13 protein-coding genes, 1 tRNA gene and 1 pseudogene are annotated in these 15964 nt (G+C 65.2%); 6 read left to right on the forward strand and 9 right to left on the reverse strand.

From position 1 onward, the window contains the following. The first annotated feature begins 40 nt into the window (after positions 1-40). Complete coding sequence (locus tag ACQ86E_RS08365) at positions 41-382, forward strand: hypothetical protein (RefSeq protein WP_431204997.1); 342 nt, start codon at positions 41-43, stop codon at positions 380-382. Here ACQ86E_RS08365 and ACQ86E_RS08370 read toward each other — a convergent pair. The 5 genes from ACQ86E_RS08370 to ACQ86E_RS08390 form a co-directional block, all read right to left on the reverse strand. Continuing rightward, positions 354-1487 (reverse strand): efflux RND transporter periplasmic adaptor subunit, encoded by a 1134-nt coding sequence (locus tag ACQ86E_RS08370; RefSeq protein ID WP_431204998.1) that lies wholly within the window; start codon positions 1485-1487, stop codon positions 354-356. The two genes, ACQ86E_RS08365 and ACQ86E_RS08370, sit on opposite strands and share 29 nt — an antisense overlap. 133 nt (positions 1488-1620) lie before the next feature. After that, the gene (locus ACQ86E_RS08375; protein WP_431204999.1) at positions 1621-4803 is read right to left on the reverse strand and encodes an efflux RND transporter permease subunit; all 3183 of its coding nucleotides are present in this window, start codon (positions 4801-4803) and stop codon (positions 1621-1623) included. An 80-nt stretch (positions 4804-4883) separates the two neighbouring features. Further along, positions 4884-5807: an RNA polymerase sigma factor RpoH gene (rpoH, locus tag ACQ86E_RS08380; protein WP_431205000.1), complete on the reverse strand. Its 924-nt coding sequence runs from the start codon at positions 5805-5807 to the stop codon at positions 4884-4886. A gap of 59 nt (positions 5808-5866) precedes the next feature. Next, complete coding sequence (locus tag ACQ86E_RS08385) at positions 5867-7291, reverse strand: ATP-binding protein (RefSeq protein WP_431205001.1); 1425 nt, start codon at positions 7289-7291, stop codon at positions 5867-5869. 9 nt (positions 7292-7300) lie between these two features. After that, on the reverse strand, positions 7301-7981 hold the full coding sequence (locus ACQ86E_RS08390; protein WP_431205002.1) for a response regulator transcription factor: 681 nt from the start codon (positions 7979-7981) through the stop codon (positions 7301-7303). 492 nt (positions 7982-8473) lie between these two features. Here ACQ86E_RS08390 and ACQ86E_RS08395 point away from each other — a divergent pair, with 492 nt between their 5' ends. Beyond that, on the forward strand, positions 8474-8722 hold the full coding sequence (locus ACQ86E_RS08395) for a hypothetical protein (protein ID WP_431205003.1): 249 nt from the start codon (positions 8474-8476) through the stop codon (positions 8720-8722). Between the two features lie 289 nt (positions 8723-9011). Continuing rightward, the gene (locus tag ACQ86E_RS08400; protein WP_431205004.1) at positions 9012-9389 is read left to right on the forward strand and encodes a hypothetical protein; all 378 of its coding nucleotides are present in this window, start codon (positions 9012-9014) and stop codon (positions 9387-9389) included. A 461-nt stretch (positions 9390-9850) separates the two neighbouring features. Here the strand turns inward: ACQ86E_RS08400 and ACQ86E_RS08405 are convergent. The 4 genes and pseudogenes from ACQ86E_RS08405 to mnmA all read right to left on the reverse strand — a co-directional run bounded on the left by ACQ86E_RS08405 (position 9851) and on the right by mnmA (position 12726). Beyond that, positions 9851-9927 (reverse strand) — tRNA-Met (locus ACQ86E_RS08405). Between the two features lie 251 nt (positions 9928-10178). After that, positions 10179-10534 (reverse strand): annotated as a pseudogene (locus ACQ86E_RS08410) (hypothetical protein). A 129-nt stretch (positions 10535-10663) separates the two neighbouring features. Continuing rightward, positions 10664-11302, reverse strand: a complete 639-nt coding sequence (locus ACQ86E_RS08415) for a class I SAM-dependent methyltransferase (protein WP_431205005.1) — start codon at positions 11300-11302, stop codon at positions 10664-10666. A gap of 242 nt (positions 11303-11544) precedes the next feature. After that, positions 11545-12726, reverse strand: coding sequence for a tRNA 2-thiouridine(34) synthase MnmA (mnmA, locus tag ACQ86E_RS08420; RefSeq protein WP_431205006.1), 1182 nt, complete (start codon positions 12724-12726; stop codon positions 11545-11547). A gap of 344 nt (positions 12727-13070) precedes the next feature. Here mnmA and ACQ86E_RS08425 point away from each other — a divergent pair, with 344 nt between their 5' ends. From ACQ86E_RS08425 to ACQ86E_RS08435, 3 genes are all read left to right on the forward strand, one after another. Next, entirely contained in the window at positions 13071-14645 is a 1575-nt protein-coding gene (locus tag ACQ86E_RS08425; RefSeq protein ID WP_431206430.1) for a flagellar hook-length control protein FliK, read from the forward strand. A gap of 13 nt (positions 14646-14658) precedes the next feature. Further along, entirely contained in the window at positions 14659-15369 is a 711-nt protein-coding gene (locus ACQ86E_RS08430; protein ID WP_431205007.1) for a flagellar hook assembly protein FlgD, read from the forward strand. 223 nt (positions 15370-15592) lie between these two features. Next, positions 15593-15868, forward strand: a complete 276-nt coding sequence (locus tag ACQ86E_RS08435) for a DUF1153 domain-containing protein (protein ID WP_002714638.1) — start codon at positions 15593-15595, stop codon at positions 15866-15868. Positions 15869-15964 lie beyond the last annotated feature (96 nt).

Below are 15964 nucleotides of genomic sequence, written 5' to 3' on the forward strand. Positions count from 1 at the left end.
CGGCAGGATCGGAGCCGCGAGCCCCGACGTTGGAAGGCCGATGGCCGATACGGTCGGGGTCGCCGGCATCGGCGTTGGCGATGACGACGGTGGAGCGCAGACGACCACGGTCCCCGGCGTGGTCGGGTCCGACGCGAGCGGAACGGGCGCCAGCGTCGTATCGGGAGCACCCGGCACGGTCGTTGCGGAAAACGGCCCCGGACTGTTGAGCGGCGAGATCACGATCGCGCCCGGTACCGTCGGCAGATCCATTGCCGTGCTGCCGGTCGTTGCGACCTGTGCCTGGACAGGAGATCCGCCGAGCAGCAAAGCCATCATCGTTGCGAACACGACCCGCATCATTGCCCGTGCTCCTAGCTCACTTCGCTCTTGCGAACGGTGACCTTGCTGCCTTCGGCCAGATTGACCGCAGGATTGAGCACGACCTGATCGCCGGCCTGCACGCCGTCGCGGACTTCCACAGTGGTACCGAAATCTCGGGAGATCGAGACCCGCTGAAATTGAACCGTACCATTCCGCACGACCACGACATGAAGACCGTTCTGATCGAAGACGAGTGCGTCGGAGGGGATGGTCATAGACGGCGTCCTGCGCGGGATCGATAGTTCGACCGTGCAATAGATACCGGGACTGAGCTGGCCATCAGGGTTGGGCACGTCGATCTCGGTCAGCAGCGTCCGGCTCCCCGGCTGCAGCGCGGTCGCAATCCGCGTGACCTTGCCCGCAAACGTCCGCCCCGGAATCTCGGGGACGCGGATGTCCGCATCGACGCCCGGCCCAACTCCGACCGCCTCGTCCTGCGGTACGAAGACCTGGGTTCGGATGACGTCGGAGTGCATCATCGTGAACATGAAGGTGGAGCCTGCCTGCACCAGGCTGCCATTGTCCACGTTGCGCTGCGTGACCACGCCGTCGAACGGCGCCACCACACGCTGATACGCCTTCTCCTGCTGGAGGACGCGAATCTGCGCTTCCTGCGCCGTGATGTTCGATTGCGCGACGCCCACCGCGCCCTGCTGCGCGCGCAGGGTGAGACGATCGTTGTCGCCCTGTTGTGCCGTCAACCAGCCTTGCTTGACGAGATTGCTGTCGCGCGAATTGGTGACGTCGGCCAACTCTCGGCTCGCCTGCGCCTGCTGAAGCGCGGCCTGATCCTGCGCCAGTGTAGCCTGCGCCTGCGCGATCTGCTGGTCCAGTTCGGGCGCGGTGATTTCCGCGAGGAGATCGCCCTTCTTGACCCGATCGCCGATATCGACGTAGCGCTTCTCGATATAGCCGCTGGTCCGCGCGAAGATGTTGGCTGCTTCGAACGCAGTCGTCGTCGCCGGCAAGCTCACCTTCATGATGTCGCCGCTGGGCTTGACGACCGCCACCCTAACTTCCGGAACGTTGGTCCGGACCTGTTCTGCCACCGCGGCCACGTCACGCGCAGCCTCATAGTGCCGCCAGCCGCCAATGCCGAGACCGCCCGCAAGCAGCAGGACCACGCATCCTCCGAGCAGCGCACCGCCATAACGGCGCCCGGATCGCGCACCGTTGCCCGGCAGCTCCACGACCCGGAGGCTTTCTGCCCGGCGGGCGGTCTCTCGCCCCCGTCATCGGTCCTTGCGCGAACGTCACTCATTCCGGTTGCTCCTCGAATACGCCGTGGCGCGGCTTGCCGTCATTGCCCTTGCGCAGCATGGCAAAGAGATAAGGCACGATCAGCAAGGTGGTCGGGGTTGCGAACAGCAGGCCGCCAATGACCGCCCGCGCGAGAGCGGCATTCTGCTCCTCGCCCGGCCCGCCGATCGCCATCGGGATCATGCCAACGATCATCGCGGCCGCAGTCATCAGCACAGGCCTGATCCTCGTTCGTCCCGCGCTGAGCGCCGCCTGGAACGCCGAGTGTCCCTTCAACTGCTCGTCGCGCGCGAAGGTCACGAGCAGGATGGAATTTGCCGAGGCAACGCCGATCGCCATGATGGCTCCCATCAGCGATGGCACGTTCAGCGTCGTCCCGGTCATGAACAGCATCGTCATGATGCCGCAGAATGTCGCCGGGAGCGCCATGATGACGACGAACGGATCGCCGAAATTCTGGTAGTTCACGACCATCAGCAGGTAGACGAGGATGGCCGCAAACAGCAATCCGATTCCGAGATCGCGGAACGACTGATGCATGCTCCGGATCTGTCCCAGGACCTGGATCGAATTACCCGGCTGGAGCTGCTTCTGCAGAGTGGACGTCACCTTCTCGATGTCGGCCGCGACGCTGCCGAGATCGCGACCCTGCACGCTCGCATAGACGTCGTACACCGGCTGGACATTGGCCTGGTTCAAATTGGTGGGAACGGTGCCCCGCTTGAAAGTCGCGACATTGCTGAGCAAGCCGGGAACCGGCTGCCCGCTCGCGGCGGATGAGGCCGACACCGGAGTGTTGCCCAAAGCGTTCAGCGAATTTGCCCTGTATTCCGGTGTTTGTACCGCCAGATAATAGGGGATGCCCGACGTGGGATCCGTCCAGAAATTCGGCGAGACCTGCGCCGACGAACTGAGGCTGACATTGATATTGGTCGCCACCGTGCTGGCGTTGAGGCCCAGTTGCGCGGCGCGGGTGCGGTCGATATCGGCATAAAACGCGGGAGCATCGACTTCCTGCTGCAGATGCGCGTCGACGACGCCGGGGATCGCTGCGAGGCTCTTCTGCAGCTCCTTGGCGACGGCGAGGTTGTTGTTGCCGTAACCCACCGTGCGGACATCGATCTGCGCCGGAAGTCCAAAATTCAGAATCTGCGTGACGATATCCGCCGCCTGGAAATAGAACGTGTCCTCCGGGAATGCCGTTGGCAGCACCTGCCGCAGCTTCTTGACGTAGTCCGCAGTCGGCTTGTGCCCGTCCTTCAGCGACACCAGGATGACGCCGTCGTTCACCCCGATGGTCGAGCCGTCCGTGAATGCGAGATTGTAGGCGCGTGCCGGGAGACCGATATTGTCGACGATCAGCGCCCGGTCGCGCTCCGGAATGACCTCGCGGATCTTGTCCTCCACCGCCTGGAAGATCGCTTCCGTCCGCTCGATCCGCGTGCCCGCGGGCGCGCGAACGTGGAGCTGGATCTGGCCGCCGTCGATCAGGGGATAGAAGTCCCTGCCGACACAGGCGAACATGGTCGCGCCGAGTGCCAGCACCAGCGTGGCGACGACGGGAACGATGACGCGATGTCGTAGCAGTTTGTCCAGGAGATCCGAATATCCGTCGCGCAGGCGCTCGAAGCCGTGCTCGAACGCCGCGGAGGCGCGCGCGAATATGTTCGACGGGCGCTCGCCCTCGCCGTGGCGCCGCTCGCCTTTCAGCAGCAGGCCGATGGTGATCGGCGTGAGCGTCCGCGACAACCCGTAGGACGCCAGCATTGCGAACACCACGGCGAGGCCGAGCGGCGTGAAGAGGTACTTGGCCGGGCCCTCCAGAAACACGACCGAGGTGAACACGCAACTGATCGCGAGCGTCGAGACCAGCGTCGGCACCGCGATCTCGGCGGCTCCGTGCAGGGTCGCTTCCGACAGCGGCATGCCTTCCTCGGTCCAGAGCCTGTGCGTGTTCTCGATCGTCACCGTCGAATCGTCGACAAGGATACCGACCGCGAGGGCAAGCCCGCCCAGTGTCATCGTGTTGAGGGTCTCGCCGAGGAAATACAGGACGATCAGCGAGGACAGCATCGCCAGCGGGATCGAGATCAGGACGACCAGCGTCGATCGCCACGACCCCAGGAATACCAGGATCATCAGCGCCGTCAGGCCCGCCGCAATCGCCCCCTCGCGCAGCACGCCATCGACCGAGTGAGTGACGAAGATCGACTGGTCGAACAGCTCGTTGATCTTCATCCCCGCCGGGGCCGACGCGCGGATCGAGGTCAAGGCCGCCTTCACGCCGTTGACGACGGCGAGCGTGGAGGCATTTCCGTTCTTGATGACGCTGAGCAGGACGGCGCGGTGGCCGTCCTCGCGCACGATGTTCTGCTGCACCTGCGCGCCGTCACGGACCTGGGCGACGTCCTTCAGGAAGATCGTGGCCCCGTTCACGAACTTGACCGGGATCATGTTGAGATCCTGGATCGTGGCCGGCGTCGCATTGGTTCGAACGGTGTACTGGGTGTCGCCGATCTTCGTCGTGCCGGTCGGCAGCGTCAGATTCTGGGTATTCACCGCATTGACGATGTCCAGCGGCGTCAATCCGCGCGACAGCAGCTTGTTCGGATCGAGGTCGACCATGATCTGGCGGTATTTGCCGCCAGCAGGCGTGGGCAACGTCACGCCCGGAACGGGAGCCAGCTGCTGGCGGACGCGGTAGATGCCGAAATCGTAAAGCTGCTGCTCGTTCAGGCTATTCGATTCGAGACTGAGCTGGAGCACCGGCACGCTCGAGGCATTGAATTGAACGATGATCGGCGGCTGGATGCCCGGCGGCATCAGGGCGCGGATGGCGTTGGTGGCCGAGACGATCTGCGAGATCGCAAGATCGAGATTGACGTCCGGCTGGAAATAGATCTTCTGAATCGACAGGCCGTTGAGGGTCTGCGCTTCGATATTCTTGATGCCGCTCACATTGGCGCTGATCGAATACTGGCTGTAAGTGCTGACGCGCTGCTCCATCTCCGGCGTGGAAAGGCCGGTGTAGCTCCAGATGACCGTGACGACGGGGATCTGGATCTCCGGAAAAATATCTGTCGGCATCGAGCGGATCGCGATGCCGCCGAGGAACAGGATCAGCGCCGCAAGCACGTAGAATGTGTGCGGAAGCCGGAGCGCGAAGCGGACAATTCCCATGATGGTCTGCCTAAAGCGAAACTACGCAAGATCGTCGAACAGGTGAGGACTGCCGGTTCCCCGTTCAAATGAAATCGAATTCAGCCGACGTACGCGGCGGCGCGTGGCGCATCCTGTGCGGCGAGCATGACGGCCCGCTTCACCTTGCCAAAGGCGCGAATCTCGATCTGCCTGACACGTTCGCTGGAGATCGCCAGTTCGCGGGCGAGCTGATCGAGCGTCACGGGACGTTCCGCCAGCCGCCGTGCCTCGAAGATCCGACGCTCCCGCGCCGCGAGCCCGCCCAGCGCGGTACGCAGGGCCCTGGTGCGCTGCTCCGACTGCTCGTGATCGGCGAGCATCGTCTCCGCATCGACCGCCCCGTCGACCAGCAATGCTTCCAGCTCGGTTCCACTGTCCTCATCGCCGACACGGGCGTTCAACGACAGGTCGCCATGGAGCCGCGCGTCCATCTCGATCACCTCGCGCGCCGTCACCTCGAGCTTCCCGGCGATCAATTCGGCGACGTCGGGGGTGAGCCCCGTCGTCACGTTGCCGGTGGCTTTCCTGATCTCGCTGCGGAGCTTGAAGAACAGCCTCTTCTGGGCGGCCGTCGTCCCGATCTTGACCAGGGACCATGAGCGCAGGATGTACTCGTGAATGGCCGCCTTGATCCACCAGACTGCATAGCTGGAGAATCGCGCGCCGCGGCCGGGTTCGAAGCGTGACGCCGCGATCACGAGGCCGAGATTCGCTTCCGCGATCAGATCGACCAGCGGAAGCCCGTATCCCTGGTAACCGCGCGCCAGCTTGGCGGCGAGCCGCAGATGGCTGGTGACGAGCGCGTCCGCTGCACTCGGGTCCCGCGTCTCCTGCCAGCGCCTTGCCAGCTGCTGCTCCTGCCCCGGCTCGAGGAGGTCGAAGCGCCTGATGGTTGCCGAATATGCGCTGAGGAACGGTGGCGACACCGATGCGGCCGGCATGGCAACGGGATCGCGCCTCGCTGGTTCGTGGCTAGTCTGCATCTGTCACTCCTCTGGTCCAGGCCGGCTGGTTGATCTCGAAAGCATCGTGCATGATCTGGTCATCCCATCCGGCTCGCGTCTGCGTGCAGCAATGTCCGCGACCGGCGCGTGATGGGCATGCCCGCCTTCCCGGTCCAGGCGAGGATCTCGATCCGCCCTCCGGGAGCGGGGCCAATGATCAGCCGGAAGCCGTGCAGCTTGACGATTGCGGCAACCAGGCTCAGTCCGAGCCCGACGCCGGGCGTGTTGCGCATCTTGTCGGAGCGATAGAACCGCCGCAGCACCGCCTCGCGCTCCTGCTCGCTGATGCCGGGCCCGGTGTCGCTCACGCGCACGAGCGCGGTGTCGTCCTCCGCTTCCAGCGCGAGCTTCACCCGTCCGCCTGACGGCGTGAACTTGACGGCATTGTCGACGAGATTGGCGACCGCCTCGAACAGCAGGTCGCGGTCGCCCCACACCCGCACATTGCGCTCGACGACGACCCCGAGCCCGATGCGCTTGTCTTCGGCGATGGGCTCGTAGACGTCGCACACCTCCCGCAGGATCTCGTCGAGCGCGACGTCGCCAAAACCGGCCATGCGGCGGTTGTTCTCGATTTCGGTCAGGCGCAGCAGGGCCGTGACGATCGCCAGCGACTGGTCGATGCCGGCGATGGCCTTGTCCGAGATGTCCTGGAGCTCTTCCAGCGTTGCCGCATGCGTCCGGCCGCGCTCCAGCGCCAGACGGACGCGCGTCAGCGGTGTCCTCAGATCATGAGCGATGTCGTTGCCGACGCCGGCCAGCGCATTGATCATGGTCTCCATCTCGTCGAGCATGCCGTTGACGATTCCGGCCAGCCGCGCGAAGGAATCGTCCGTGCTGCTCTCCGGGAGCCGCTCGCGCAGCTCGCCGGCCACGATGCGCTGGACCCGCTGGTTGACCTCCTCCACGCGCCTCTGGGCGCGGACGCTCAGCCACACACCGGCCAACAGGCACAGGCTGAAGGCCGGCAGCAGGCCGAGGGCCAGGGCCTCCCCCACGACGCTCGATATCTCGCGCGTCTCGTCGACGTTCCGTCCCATGACCAGGATATCGCCATCGTCGAGGCGCCTGCCGACCGCCCTCACCACCGGAACATGCGCCGCGGCCTTTTCCAGTAGATCGAGCGGCACACCCTGCACCGATCCGTCGAGTCCGAGCTCGCGCGGCAGGCGATCGATGTTGCCGGCAAGGCGGGCGCCGGCGGCATCGAACAGTGCCGCGTACTGCACGCCCCTGGAGTCCTGCGCCAGATGATCCGCGATCGCGCTGACGCGGCGCGCCGGCGGCAGGTCCGCAACGAAGTGGATCTGCGTGGTGATCATGCGATCGGACCGCGCGACCAGATAGTCGTCGAGCTTCCAGTAGATGAACGCGAACAGCGCGACCACGAACAGAGCGAATGCCGCTGCCACGGCCAGGGCCCAGAGGAATGTGCCGGAGCGGATCAACCGGATCTGGTGCATTGCCCGCCCCTATTGCCGCGAGCGCAGGACGAAGCCGGAGCCCCGGACGTTGTGGATCAGCTGCGTCTCTCCGGGGCCGTCGACCTTGTGGCGAAGCCGGCCCATATGGACGTCGATCAAATTCGTGGTCGCCGGAACGAACTTGTAGTTCCAGACCTCTTCGAGCAGCATGGCGCGCGTCAGCAGCTGGTCGTTCCGGCGCATCATGTATTCGAGCAGGCGGAATTCGCGCGGCAGCAAGTCGAGCTCGCGCTCGCCGCGCCGCGCGGTCCGCTCGATCAGGTCGAGCTTGAGCGGCCCAGCATGCAGAATGGTCTCGCGGCTGTCGCCCGGACGGCGCAGCAGCGCCTCGATCCGCGCGACCAGCTCGACCAGCGCGAACGGCTTGGTGAGATAGTCGTCTCCGCCCATACGCAATCCGCGCACCCGGTCATCCACCGCGCCGAGTGCACTGAGCACCAGCACGGGCGTCCTGACCTGATCCTTGCGCAGCGCCTCTATGACGGTGAGCCCGTCCATGCCGGGCAGCATGCGGTCGACGATCATGGCATCCGGGCTCGACGCCCGAGCCCTGTCGAGGCCATCGACGCCGTCACCGGCCCATTGCACCTCGAAGCCGCGATCGGCGAGTTCGGCCACGATCGCCTCGGCGGTCTCGGCGTCGTCCTCGATCAGGAGAATCCGGTTCATGATCTTCGCTCCACCTTTCGCGCGGCGTCCTGGCGCGCGGTGAGGAAGCGTGGGTTCAGCAGCGCGCGGTGTCATGTCCGTCGTCCGCGCGCACCGACCTCGCGGCCTTGACGCCGTCCGATGCCGGCCACTCGCCGTGTTACGAGATAGGCTTGCGGCGCGCGCGCTGCCATTGAATTCCAGTTCATGCTTCTGGCGGCTCGCCTCACGAGCAGCACCCATGCAATGACGAGGCGTGTTGCCAATGTTGCGATCATCTTGCGGGCTCCGCTTTCGAACTGCACTGGATCGAACATATGCCCTCAACGCACGCGCTGTAGTTTCAGGGACCACGGATGTTATGCATTCGCACGATCGTGGTTGTGACGCCGAACCAGCTCACGGGCGGTTGAATTGCGGTGAGCAAATCGTGCGTTTGAATCGCGTCCGATCGTTCACACCTCGATGACGAGCCGGCTTGGTTCGGCGCGATGTCATCAATGGAGAGAGCGAATGACCACGTCCAAATTGTTGTCGATGGGATTGATCGCAGCCGCCATGCTGGGCGGACCCGTCATGGCGCGCGAGCATCATCGCGTCGTGCAGCAGCCCACGGTGGAAGCCGATACGGTCGCAATGAACGCGCCGTTCGACTATCGAGGCGAGCGCGCCTGCATTCCGGCGCCGCGCGTCGGCGCCTACGCCACCGCGCCGTGGACCGGCAACAACGTGCCGTGCGAGCCGGGCACCGGCAGCTACTGAGCGCGCCGGCCCGCCTGTGCGGATAACGCCGCCGGCCGCCGTACATCGAATGACAGGGAGCGGGCTGATCCATTCAGCCCGCTTTCTCGCGTTTGCGCGCCACCTTGCGCGGCGGGTTCACCTTGGCGAGTGACGCGACTGATATATGACGCCGAATTCAGTTGGATTGCCGTCGATCGCTCCTACCTCTCCTGCATCACAGGCCCGATCATCAGCGCCTCGCGCGCGTAGCACGACGCGTCAGCGGATTCCGGAATGGCCGGGCCGCTCAACACGAGAGGAGTTTTCCATGAGGTCTTCCATGCAACGAGCCATCATGATTCTTGCGACAGCGGCGCTTGCCTCGACACTCGCCATCGGCGCGGCCAGCGCGCACGGCGGCGGTGGTGGTGGCCACGGCGGCTTTGGTGGCGGCGGCTTCGGCGGCGGACATGCGGGCTTTGGCGGCGGCGCGCATTTCGGCGGCATAGGGCATGAGGGCGGCTTCGGCGGCGGCGCCCGGTTCGGCGGCGAGCACCTCGGCTTCGGCGGTCATGCCGGCGGTCTCCGCCAACACGCATTTCACCGATACGGGCGATCCGGATATGGATTCTACGGCGCCTATCCGGATTGCTATGACTGGTACGAGCTGCATCCTGGTCAGCCGTTGCCGCTGAGCTGCAGCTAGATCAGCGCGCATCACATCCATCGGTCCGGAACGCGCAACGTCACGGTCCGGACCACCTATAACATGCAGGCAGAATGAAGGGGTTGTGTTGAGGGCTCGCTCTCATCGAGATTCCTGATCTCTCTGCCGCTCAGATACTTCGTCGTTTCCAGCTCGCACGACAATCTGCTGAGCCCAAGGCTAGAGTACTGGCCCCCGGCCGACGCGATACAGGATTGCGATTGATGTCCAGGACAAAAGGCTCCGCAACGTACGGAGCCCGAAGACCACGCGGCGATTCCTCTGCGAGATCATGGCCGGCTTCGCTGCGGAACCATTCTTGAGGAGCCAACCTCGCTTGGTCGAGTTTTCCGCCGCTGCCATGCCGTCTCTGGTGGAACTGAACGTCATGGCAGGCGTCGATCGCCTTCCCGCTTGGGAAAGCCGCCTGCCCCAACCTGGAACGGGAGCGTGGGGAAAGATGGTAGCGGGAGAGGGACTCGAACCCCCGACCCCAGGATTATGATTCCCGTGCTCTAACCAGCTGAGCTACCCCGCCACAGGGTCGCGAACGGCTGAACGGCCGATCTCGCGAACGCGCGGCATATAAGGAAGGGGGCGGCGGGCTGTCAAGCAAGCTGGGGGCGCTCAGTGGTTCGATTTCGTTACTGGAATCACCACTGCATAGGCCCCGAACCCGTGTCTTTTTTAGCGCCAGACTCGCGGAGAATCCCCCTCACCCGAAATCCGCGCTTTGGCGCGGATTTTCGCCTCTCCCCGCAGGCAGGCAGAGGCGAAGGGCGGAGGCGGCTATTTCGGCCGGATGGTGGGGTCGCCGCCGGGGCTGCCGGGGGCGGGATCACGGGCATCGTGCCACCGGTGCTCGGCGCGGGTGCGTGCATGTCGGGATCGACGCCTGATGGCGGGCAGAGCACGCCGTTGGTCTTGGCGAGCTTGTCGCCGAGGGGTTCCCGGGACTGGCCGGTTGTGGCGGTGCCGTCCGGACCGGTGGTCATCCGGTCCGAGGGGGCGCAGCCTGCGGAGCGTTGCGGGGATGGCGGCGCGGTCTGTTGCGGCGAGGTTCCGGGGGCGGGCGGGGCCTGCGCGATCGCGCTGCCGGAGGCGGCGATCAGGAGGCTGGCCAGGATAATGGTTGATGTGCGCATGGGAGGGAAACGCGCAGGGCGGCCGCGATGTTCCAGCTCAAGCGCGATGTGATCGGGGTTTCCGCGGCGACCTCGGTGCACCTCGCCCGCTCTCTGGAAAGGGAGCGTACTGCCTGGTGCCGCTCGCGCTTACGCCTTGTGGTAGCGGATCAGCGAGAAATGGCCCATCGGCGGCATGGGCCGGCGCTCGCTCAGCGTGACGCCGCCATGCTTCGCCGCCCAGTTGACGAGGCGGTCCCAGGGGAATTCCGGGCGCCAGCCGAGGCGGCGGGCGATGGGGGCGAAAGCGAGTTCGAACAGCTTTCGGGGGCCGCTTTCGGCGCCGATGTGGTTGACGAGGATCAGCTCACCTCCGGGCTTGAGCACGCGCACGAACTCGTCGAGCGTGCCTTCGGGATCCGGCACGGCGGTGATGACATATTGCGCGACCACCGCGTCGAAGAAGTTCTCGGGGAAGGCGAGGTTCTTGGCGTCCATCACCGAGAGCACTTCGACATTGCTGAGCCGCATCGCTCGCACGCGCGCCTGCGCCTTGCGCAGCATCGGCTCGGAGATGTCGACACCGCAGATCTTCGTGGTGCGCGAATAGTCGGACAGCGAAAGCCCGGTGCCGACGCCGACGTCGAGGATGCGGCCGCCGATGCGGTCAGCCTCGGCGATGGTCGACTGCCTTCCGGCGTCGAACACCTTGCCGAACACGAGATCGTACACCGGCGCCCAGCGGCCATAGGCCTTCTCGACCCCGGCCCGCGAGATGTCTGCTGCCATGCCCCCTGCCCTTACCTGATGCTCTTACTTATAGGTGACGATCATTGGTGATGTCGGTCCTCGCCGCGAAACTCGGTCTGCGCCTCTCCCGCTTGCGGGAGAGGTCGGCGCGTAGCGCCGGGTGAGGGTTCTGTCCGCTCGCGAGATATCGCTGGAGGAGAGAGCCCTCTCCCGACCCTCTCCCGCAGGCGGGAGAGGGGGCGCACTGCCGCCGCGACAGCGGATGGGCCAATCTCAACAAGTCAGCCGCGCACGGCTTCGACGAGCGGCCGCGCTGCATTGCTCGCGATCTTCGCCGCCGCGCTCTGGATGAAGCCGCCGCCGAGCACGCGTGCCTGGCCCGAAGGCGCGTCGTAGAACACGCAGGCTTGGCCGGGCGAGACGCCCTCTTCGCCGGCGACGAGCTCGACCTCGTAATGACCGTTGCCGCCTCGCAACCACGCCGGCTGGGGCGCGCGGGTCGAGCGCACGCGCACGAACAGTTCGAGGCCGCCGCCGATGGCGCGGTCGATGTCGCCGTCGCCAATCCAGTTGACGTCGCGCAAGCTGATGCGGTGCATCTTCAAGGCGTCGCGGGGGCCGACGACGACGCGGCGGTTGGCTGCATCGAGCCGGACCACGAACAGCGGCGCGTGGGCGGCGATGCCGAGGCCGCGGCGCTGGCCGATTGTGAAATTGGCAATGCCATTGTGCCGGCCGAGCACGTGGCCGTCGAGATCGACGATGTCGCCGGGGTCCATCGCGTTCGGACGCAGGCGGGTGATGATGTCGGTGTAGCGCCCCGTGGGCACGAAGCAGATGTCCTGGCTGTCGTGCTTGTCGGCGACGCTGAGCTCAAAGCGACGCGCGAGCTCGCGCGTCTCGGGCTTGGTCATATCGCCGAGCGGGAAGCGCAGGAAATCGAGCTGTGACTGCGTGGTCGCGAACAGGAAATAGCTCTGGTCGCGGTCGCTGTCTGCGGCGCAGATCAGCGCGCGCGAACCGTCGTCGCGGCGGCGCGAGGCGACGTAATGGCCGGTCGCGAGCGCCTGGGCGCCGAGCTCGCGCGCGGTCTTGAGGAGGTCACGGAATTTGACGCTGCGGTTGCACTCGATGCACGGCACCGGCGTCTCGCCGAGCGCGTAGCTGTCGGCGAAATTGTCGATGACGGACTCGCGAAAGCGATCCTCGTAGTCGAGCACGTAATGGGGAATGCCGAGCTTGGCCGCGACGTCGCGGGCGTCGTGGATGTCCTGGCCGGCGCAGCAGGCGCCCTTGCGATGGGTCGCCGCGCCATGGTCGTAGAGCTGCAGCGTGATGCCGACGACGTCATATCCTTGCGCCTTCAACAGCGCAGCCGTGGTCGAGGAATCGACGCCGCCCGACATGGCAACGACGACCCTGGTATCCTCAGGACGGCCTTCGAGATCCAGACTGTTGAGCATGGCTTTTAAGGTATGACGGCGGCGTTCGGCGATCCGCGATGTGCTTCTGGCCCGGACATCGGCAATCCCAAGGGAACCCAAGTTCCCGAAAGGCACGGTCTGCCCGGTCGAAAGCGGCTGAGAGCGCCTCTTTAATATAGGCGGCCTTCCGGTGACGCAATCACGCGTGCGGACAGCTTAGGGCAATTCTTGCCGGGGGCGGCAGAAATGCCGGGGTCCGGGAGGGTGTCGCGGCGGCGCGCTCGATTTATCAAGATATTGATTTTGCTTGACAAATAGCCTCACCGATGGGCTGGCCCACTCCTTGCTACCTTGGGGACGAAGATGTTTTGAAGGGGTCGCCTGTGGTCGGTCGGACGTCAGATGTAGCTGCCAGCGTGCCAGTTCCCAGCACGCAGCAAAAGACTGCCCGGTCGCAGAGCACGAAGGACACCGACGACTCCTTCGGCTCGCTGGTCGACAGCAACACCCAGGCGATCAACAATTCGCAGACGCAGGATCCTGCGCCGCGCCGGTCCGACCCCGCCTCGTCCGCTTCGGACAAGGGCCCGCGCGACACCTCGTCCACGGACTCCTCCGCTCAGAGCAAGGCCCGCGACGCCGCCGACAATTCGGCGCGTACCAGGAACAAGGCCAGAGACGACGCGGCGACCGATCCGGCCAAGGATACGACCAAGGATACGACCAAGTCCGCCAAGAAGGACAAGACCGCGGCGTCCGACGCCAAATCGGCCGATAAATCCGGCGACAGCAAGAGTGACAAGACCGACGGGCCGACCGCCGATGCTGCGGCTGCCGCGCAAGTCGAGGCGACGCAGGTCGCGGTGCCCGATCCGAACGCAATCGTTGTGGCCACGCCTGTGGTGCCTGTCGATCCAAACGCCGCGAGCCAGGCCAGCGATGCGGCGGCCTCGCCGCTGACGATCGCGGCTGCCGGCATCGCCGCCAGCGCAACCACTGCGGCGCAGATCGCCGGCAAGACCGGCAACGCCACGCCCGGCGACGAGAACGCCAAGGCCGCGGGCGCCAAAGTCGATGCCGACACCACGGCGGCGCTTGGGGATACCGCCACCGCCGCGACCGACGGCACCGCGACCGATGCCAAGACCAATGGCGGACTGGTCGCTGTGGTCGACCAAGGCACGCCCAAGACGTCGTTCAAGGCCGCCGTCACCGCGCAATCGCAGACAGATGTCTCCAATATCGGCCAGGGCGCGGGCAACGCGAACGCCGCGCAAGCGCCGGCAAATGCAACGACCGCCACCACCACGCATGCGCAGAGCACCAAGCCGCAGGCCGAGGCCGAGGCCGGAGCGACCGACGCCAAGGCCGATGCGACCACGACGGCGACCGGCACGCATGCACATGCGGCCGCGCAGGCCAATGCCGCTGCAACCGACACCAGCGCGCAGGCCGCCTCCGCCTTCCAGGCGCCGGTGACCAACACGACCTCGACCACGACGCTGACCGCGACCGCGGCCAACGCAGCGGCCGTACCGATCAGCGGCGTGCCGATCGAGATCGCGGCCGCCGCGCGCGCCGGCAAGACGCGCTTCGACATCAGCCTCGATCCGATCGACCTCGGCCGCATCGACGTGCGCATCAATGTCGACCGCAACGGACAGGTCACCTCGCATCTCACCGTCGAGAAGCCGGAGACGTTGCAGATGCTGCGGCAGGATGCGCCGCAATTGCAGCGCGCGCTCGACGACGCCGGCTTCAAGACCGGCAGCAACGGGCTGTCCTTCAGCCTGCGCGACCAGAATTCGTCGGGCCAGAATTCCGGCCAGAACAACGACAATGGCGGCAATGCCCGCCGGCTGATCATCAGCGAGGACGACACCGTTGCAGCGGCGCCCGTCGGTCGCTCCTACGGCCGCATGCTCGGATCGAGCAGCGGCGTCGACATCAGAGTGTGAGGAGTATTCGCATATGACCACCACGAATGCCGCCACCGCCCCCACCGTCGTCTCCGGCACGACCGACGTCTCGAAAAATTCATCGAGCTCGAACTCGTCGAGCTCGAACACCGGCGCGACGCTCGCCGGCAATTTCCAGACCTTCCTGACGCTGCTGACGACGCAGTTGCAGAACCAGAACCCGCTCGATCCGCTCGACACCAACCAGTTCACCCAGCAGCTGGTGCAGTTCGCCGGCGTCGAGCAGCAGCTCAAGACCAACGATTCGCTGTCCCAGCTCGTCACGCTGCAGCAGACCACGCAGGCGACCCAGGCGCTGGGTTTCGTCGGCAAGACCGCCCTGGTCGACGGCACCACCGCGACCATGACGAAGTCGACGGCGACCTGGCATCTCAACGTTCCCACCGACTCGACCGTCGACATCACCGTCGCCAATTCGAGCGGCCAGACGGTGTTCACCGGCAAATACACCGCCGGTGCCGGCGCCGACGTTCCCTTCACCTGGAATGGAATGGGCAATGACGGCACGGAATGGCCCGACGGCAAGTACACGATTTCGGCCACCGGCAAGGACGTCGCGAACAACAATGTCGGCATCGCAGCCCAGGTGCAGGGCGTGGTGTCCTCGGTCGACCTGACCCAGTCGCCGCCGCTGCTCACCATCGACGGTGCCAGCTACACGTTGAGCCAGGTGAAGAGCATCATCGCCACCAGCAGCAACTAGCGGCTCGCGCCTCTGCTGCGCCGGTTGCGCGCTCTGTTCGTTAGCAAAGTATTTAAAAGGACCACCTCGACCGGCCGGACACAACCGTTCCGCCGGCCGGGATGGCTGTGTTCCAGTCATTTTCAAGGAGAATTGTATTGATGCCTTAGGCTTAGCGGATTTTTAAGCCCGCACGCGTAGGGTTACGGCGTGAGTTCAGTGGTTGAGAGTTTGTGAGTACGCCATGACAGAACCCCATCGCCCGAGGGTAAAATACGTCATCGGGCCGGACGGCAGTCCGCTGACGATTGCAGACTTGCCAGCACCCGGCACCAAACGCTGGGTGATCCGCCGCAAGGCCGAAGTCGTCGCCGCTGTGCGTGGCGGGCTTCTCTCCCTCGAGGAGGCCTGCAGCCGTTATACCCTGACGGTCGACGAATTCCTTTCCTGGCAGTTTTCCATCGACCAGCACGGTCTGGCGGGTCTTCGCACCACCCGCATCCAGCAATATCGCCAGTAGGCGATCCGGAAATCTGCGGCTTTTGACGAAAATCGGCCTCGCCCAGCGAGGCCGATTTTTTTCATGTTTGCTTTTGGGACGACTTTTGTCCCACCT

This window comes from Bradyrhizobium betae (assembly GCF_050632175.1).
Lineage (GTDB): Bacteria > Pseudomonadota > Alphaproteobacteria > Rhizobiales > Xanthobacteraceae > Bradyrhizobium > Bradyrhizobium betae_B.

Bases quoted from the DNA above. Each gene is read 5' to 3' on its own strand.
- ACQ86E_RS08365 (WP_431204997.1), top strand. From the start codon at position 41: ATGGCCGATACGGTCGGGGTCGCCGGCATCGGCGTTGGCGATGACGAC.
- ACQ86E_RS08385 (WP_431205001.1), bottom strand. From the start codon at position 7,291: ATGCACCAGATCCGGTTGATCCGCTCCGGCACATTCCTCTGGGCCCTG.
- ACQ86E_RS08430 (WP_431205007.1), top strand. From the start codon at position 14,659: ATGACCACCACGAATGCCGCCACCGCCCCCACCGTCGTCTCCGGCACG.
- rpoH (WP_431205000.1), bottom strand. From the start codon at position 5,807: ATGCAGACTAGCCACGAACCAGCGAGGCGCGATCCCGTTGCCATGCCG.
- ACQ86E_RS08400 (WP_431205004.1), top strand. From the start codon at position 9,012: ATGAGGTCTTCCATGCAACGAGCCATCATGATTCTTGCGACAGCGGCG.
- ACQ86E_RS08390 (WP_431205002.1), bottom strand. From the start codon at position 7,981: ATGAACCGGATTCTCCTGATCGAGGACGACGCCGAGACCGCCGAGGCG.
- mnmA (WP_431205006.1), bottom strand. From the start codon at position 12,726: ATGCTCAACAGTCTGGATCTCGAAGGCCGTCCTGAGGATACCAGGGTC.
- ACQ86E_RS08435 (WP_002714638.1), top strand. From the start codon at position 15,593: ATGACAGAACCCCATCGCCCGAGGGTAAAATACGTCATCGGGCCGGAC.
- ACQ86E_RS08415 (WP_431205005.1), bottom strand. From the start codon at position 11,302: ATGGCAGCAGACATCTCGCGGGCCGGGGTCGAGAAGGCCTATGGCCGC.
- ACQ86E_RS08395 (WP_431205003.1), top strand. From the start codon at position 8,474: ATGACCACGTCCAAATTGTTGTCGATGGGATTGATCGCAGCCGCCATG.
- ACQ86E_RS08375 (WP_431204999.1), bottom strand. From the start codon at position 4,803: ATGGGAATTGTCCGCTTCGCGCTCCGGCTTCCGCACACATTCTACGTG.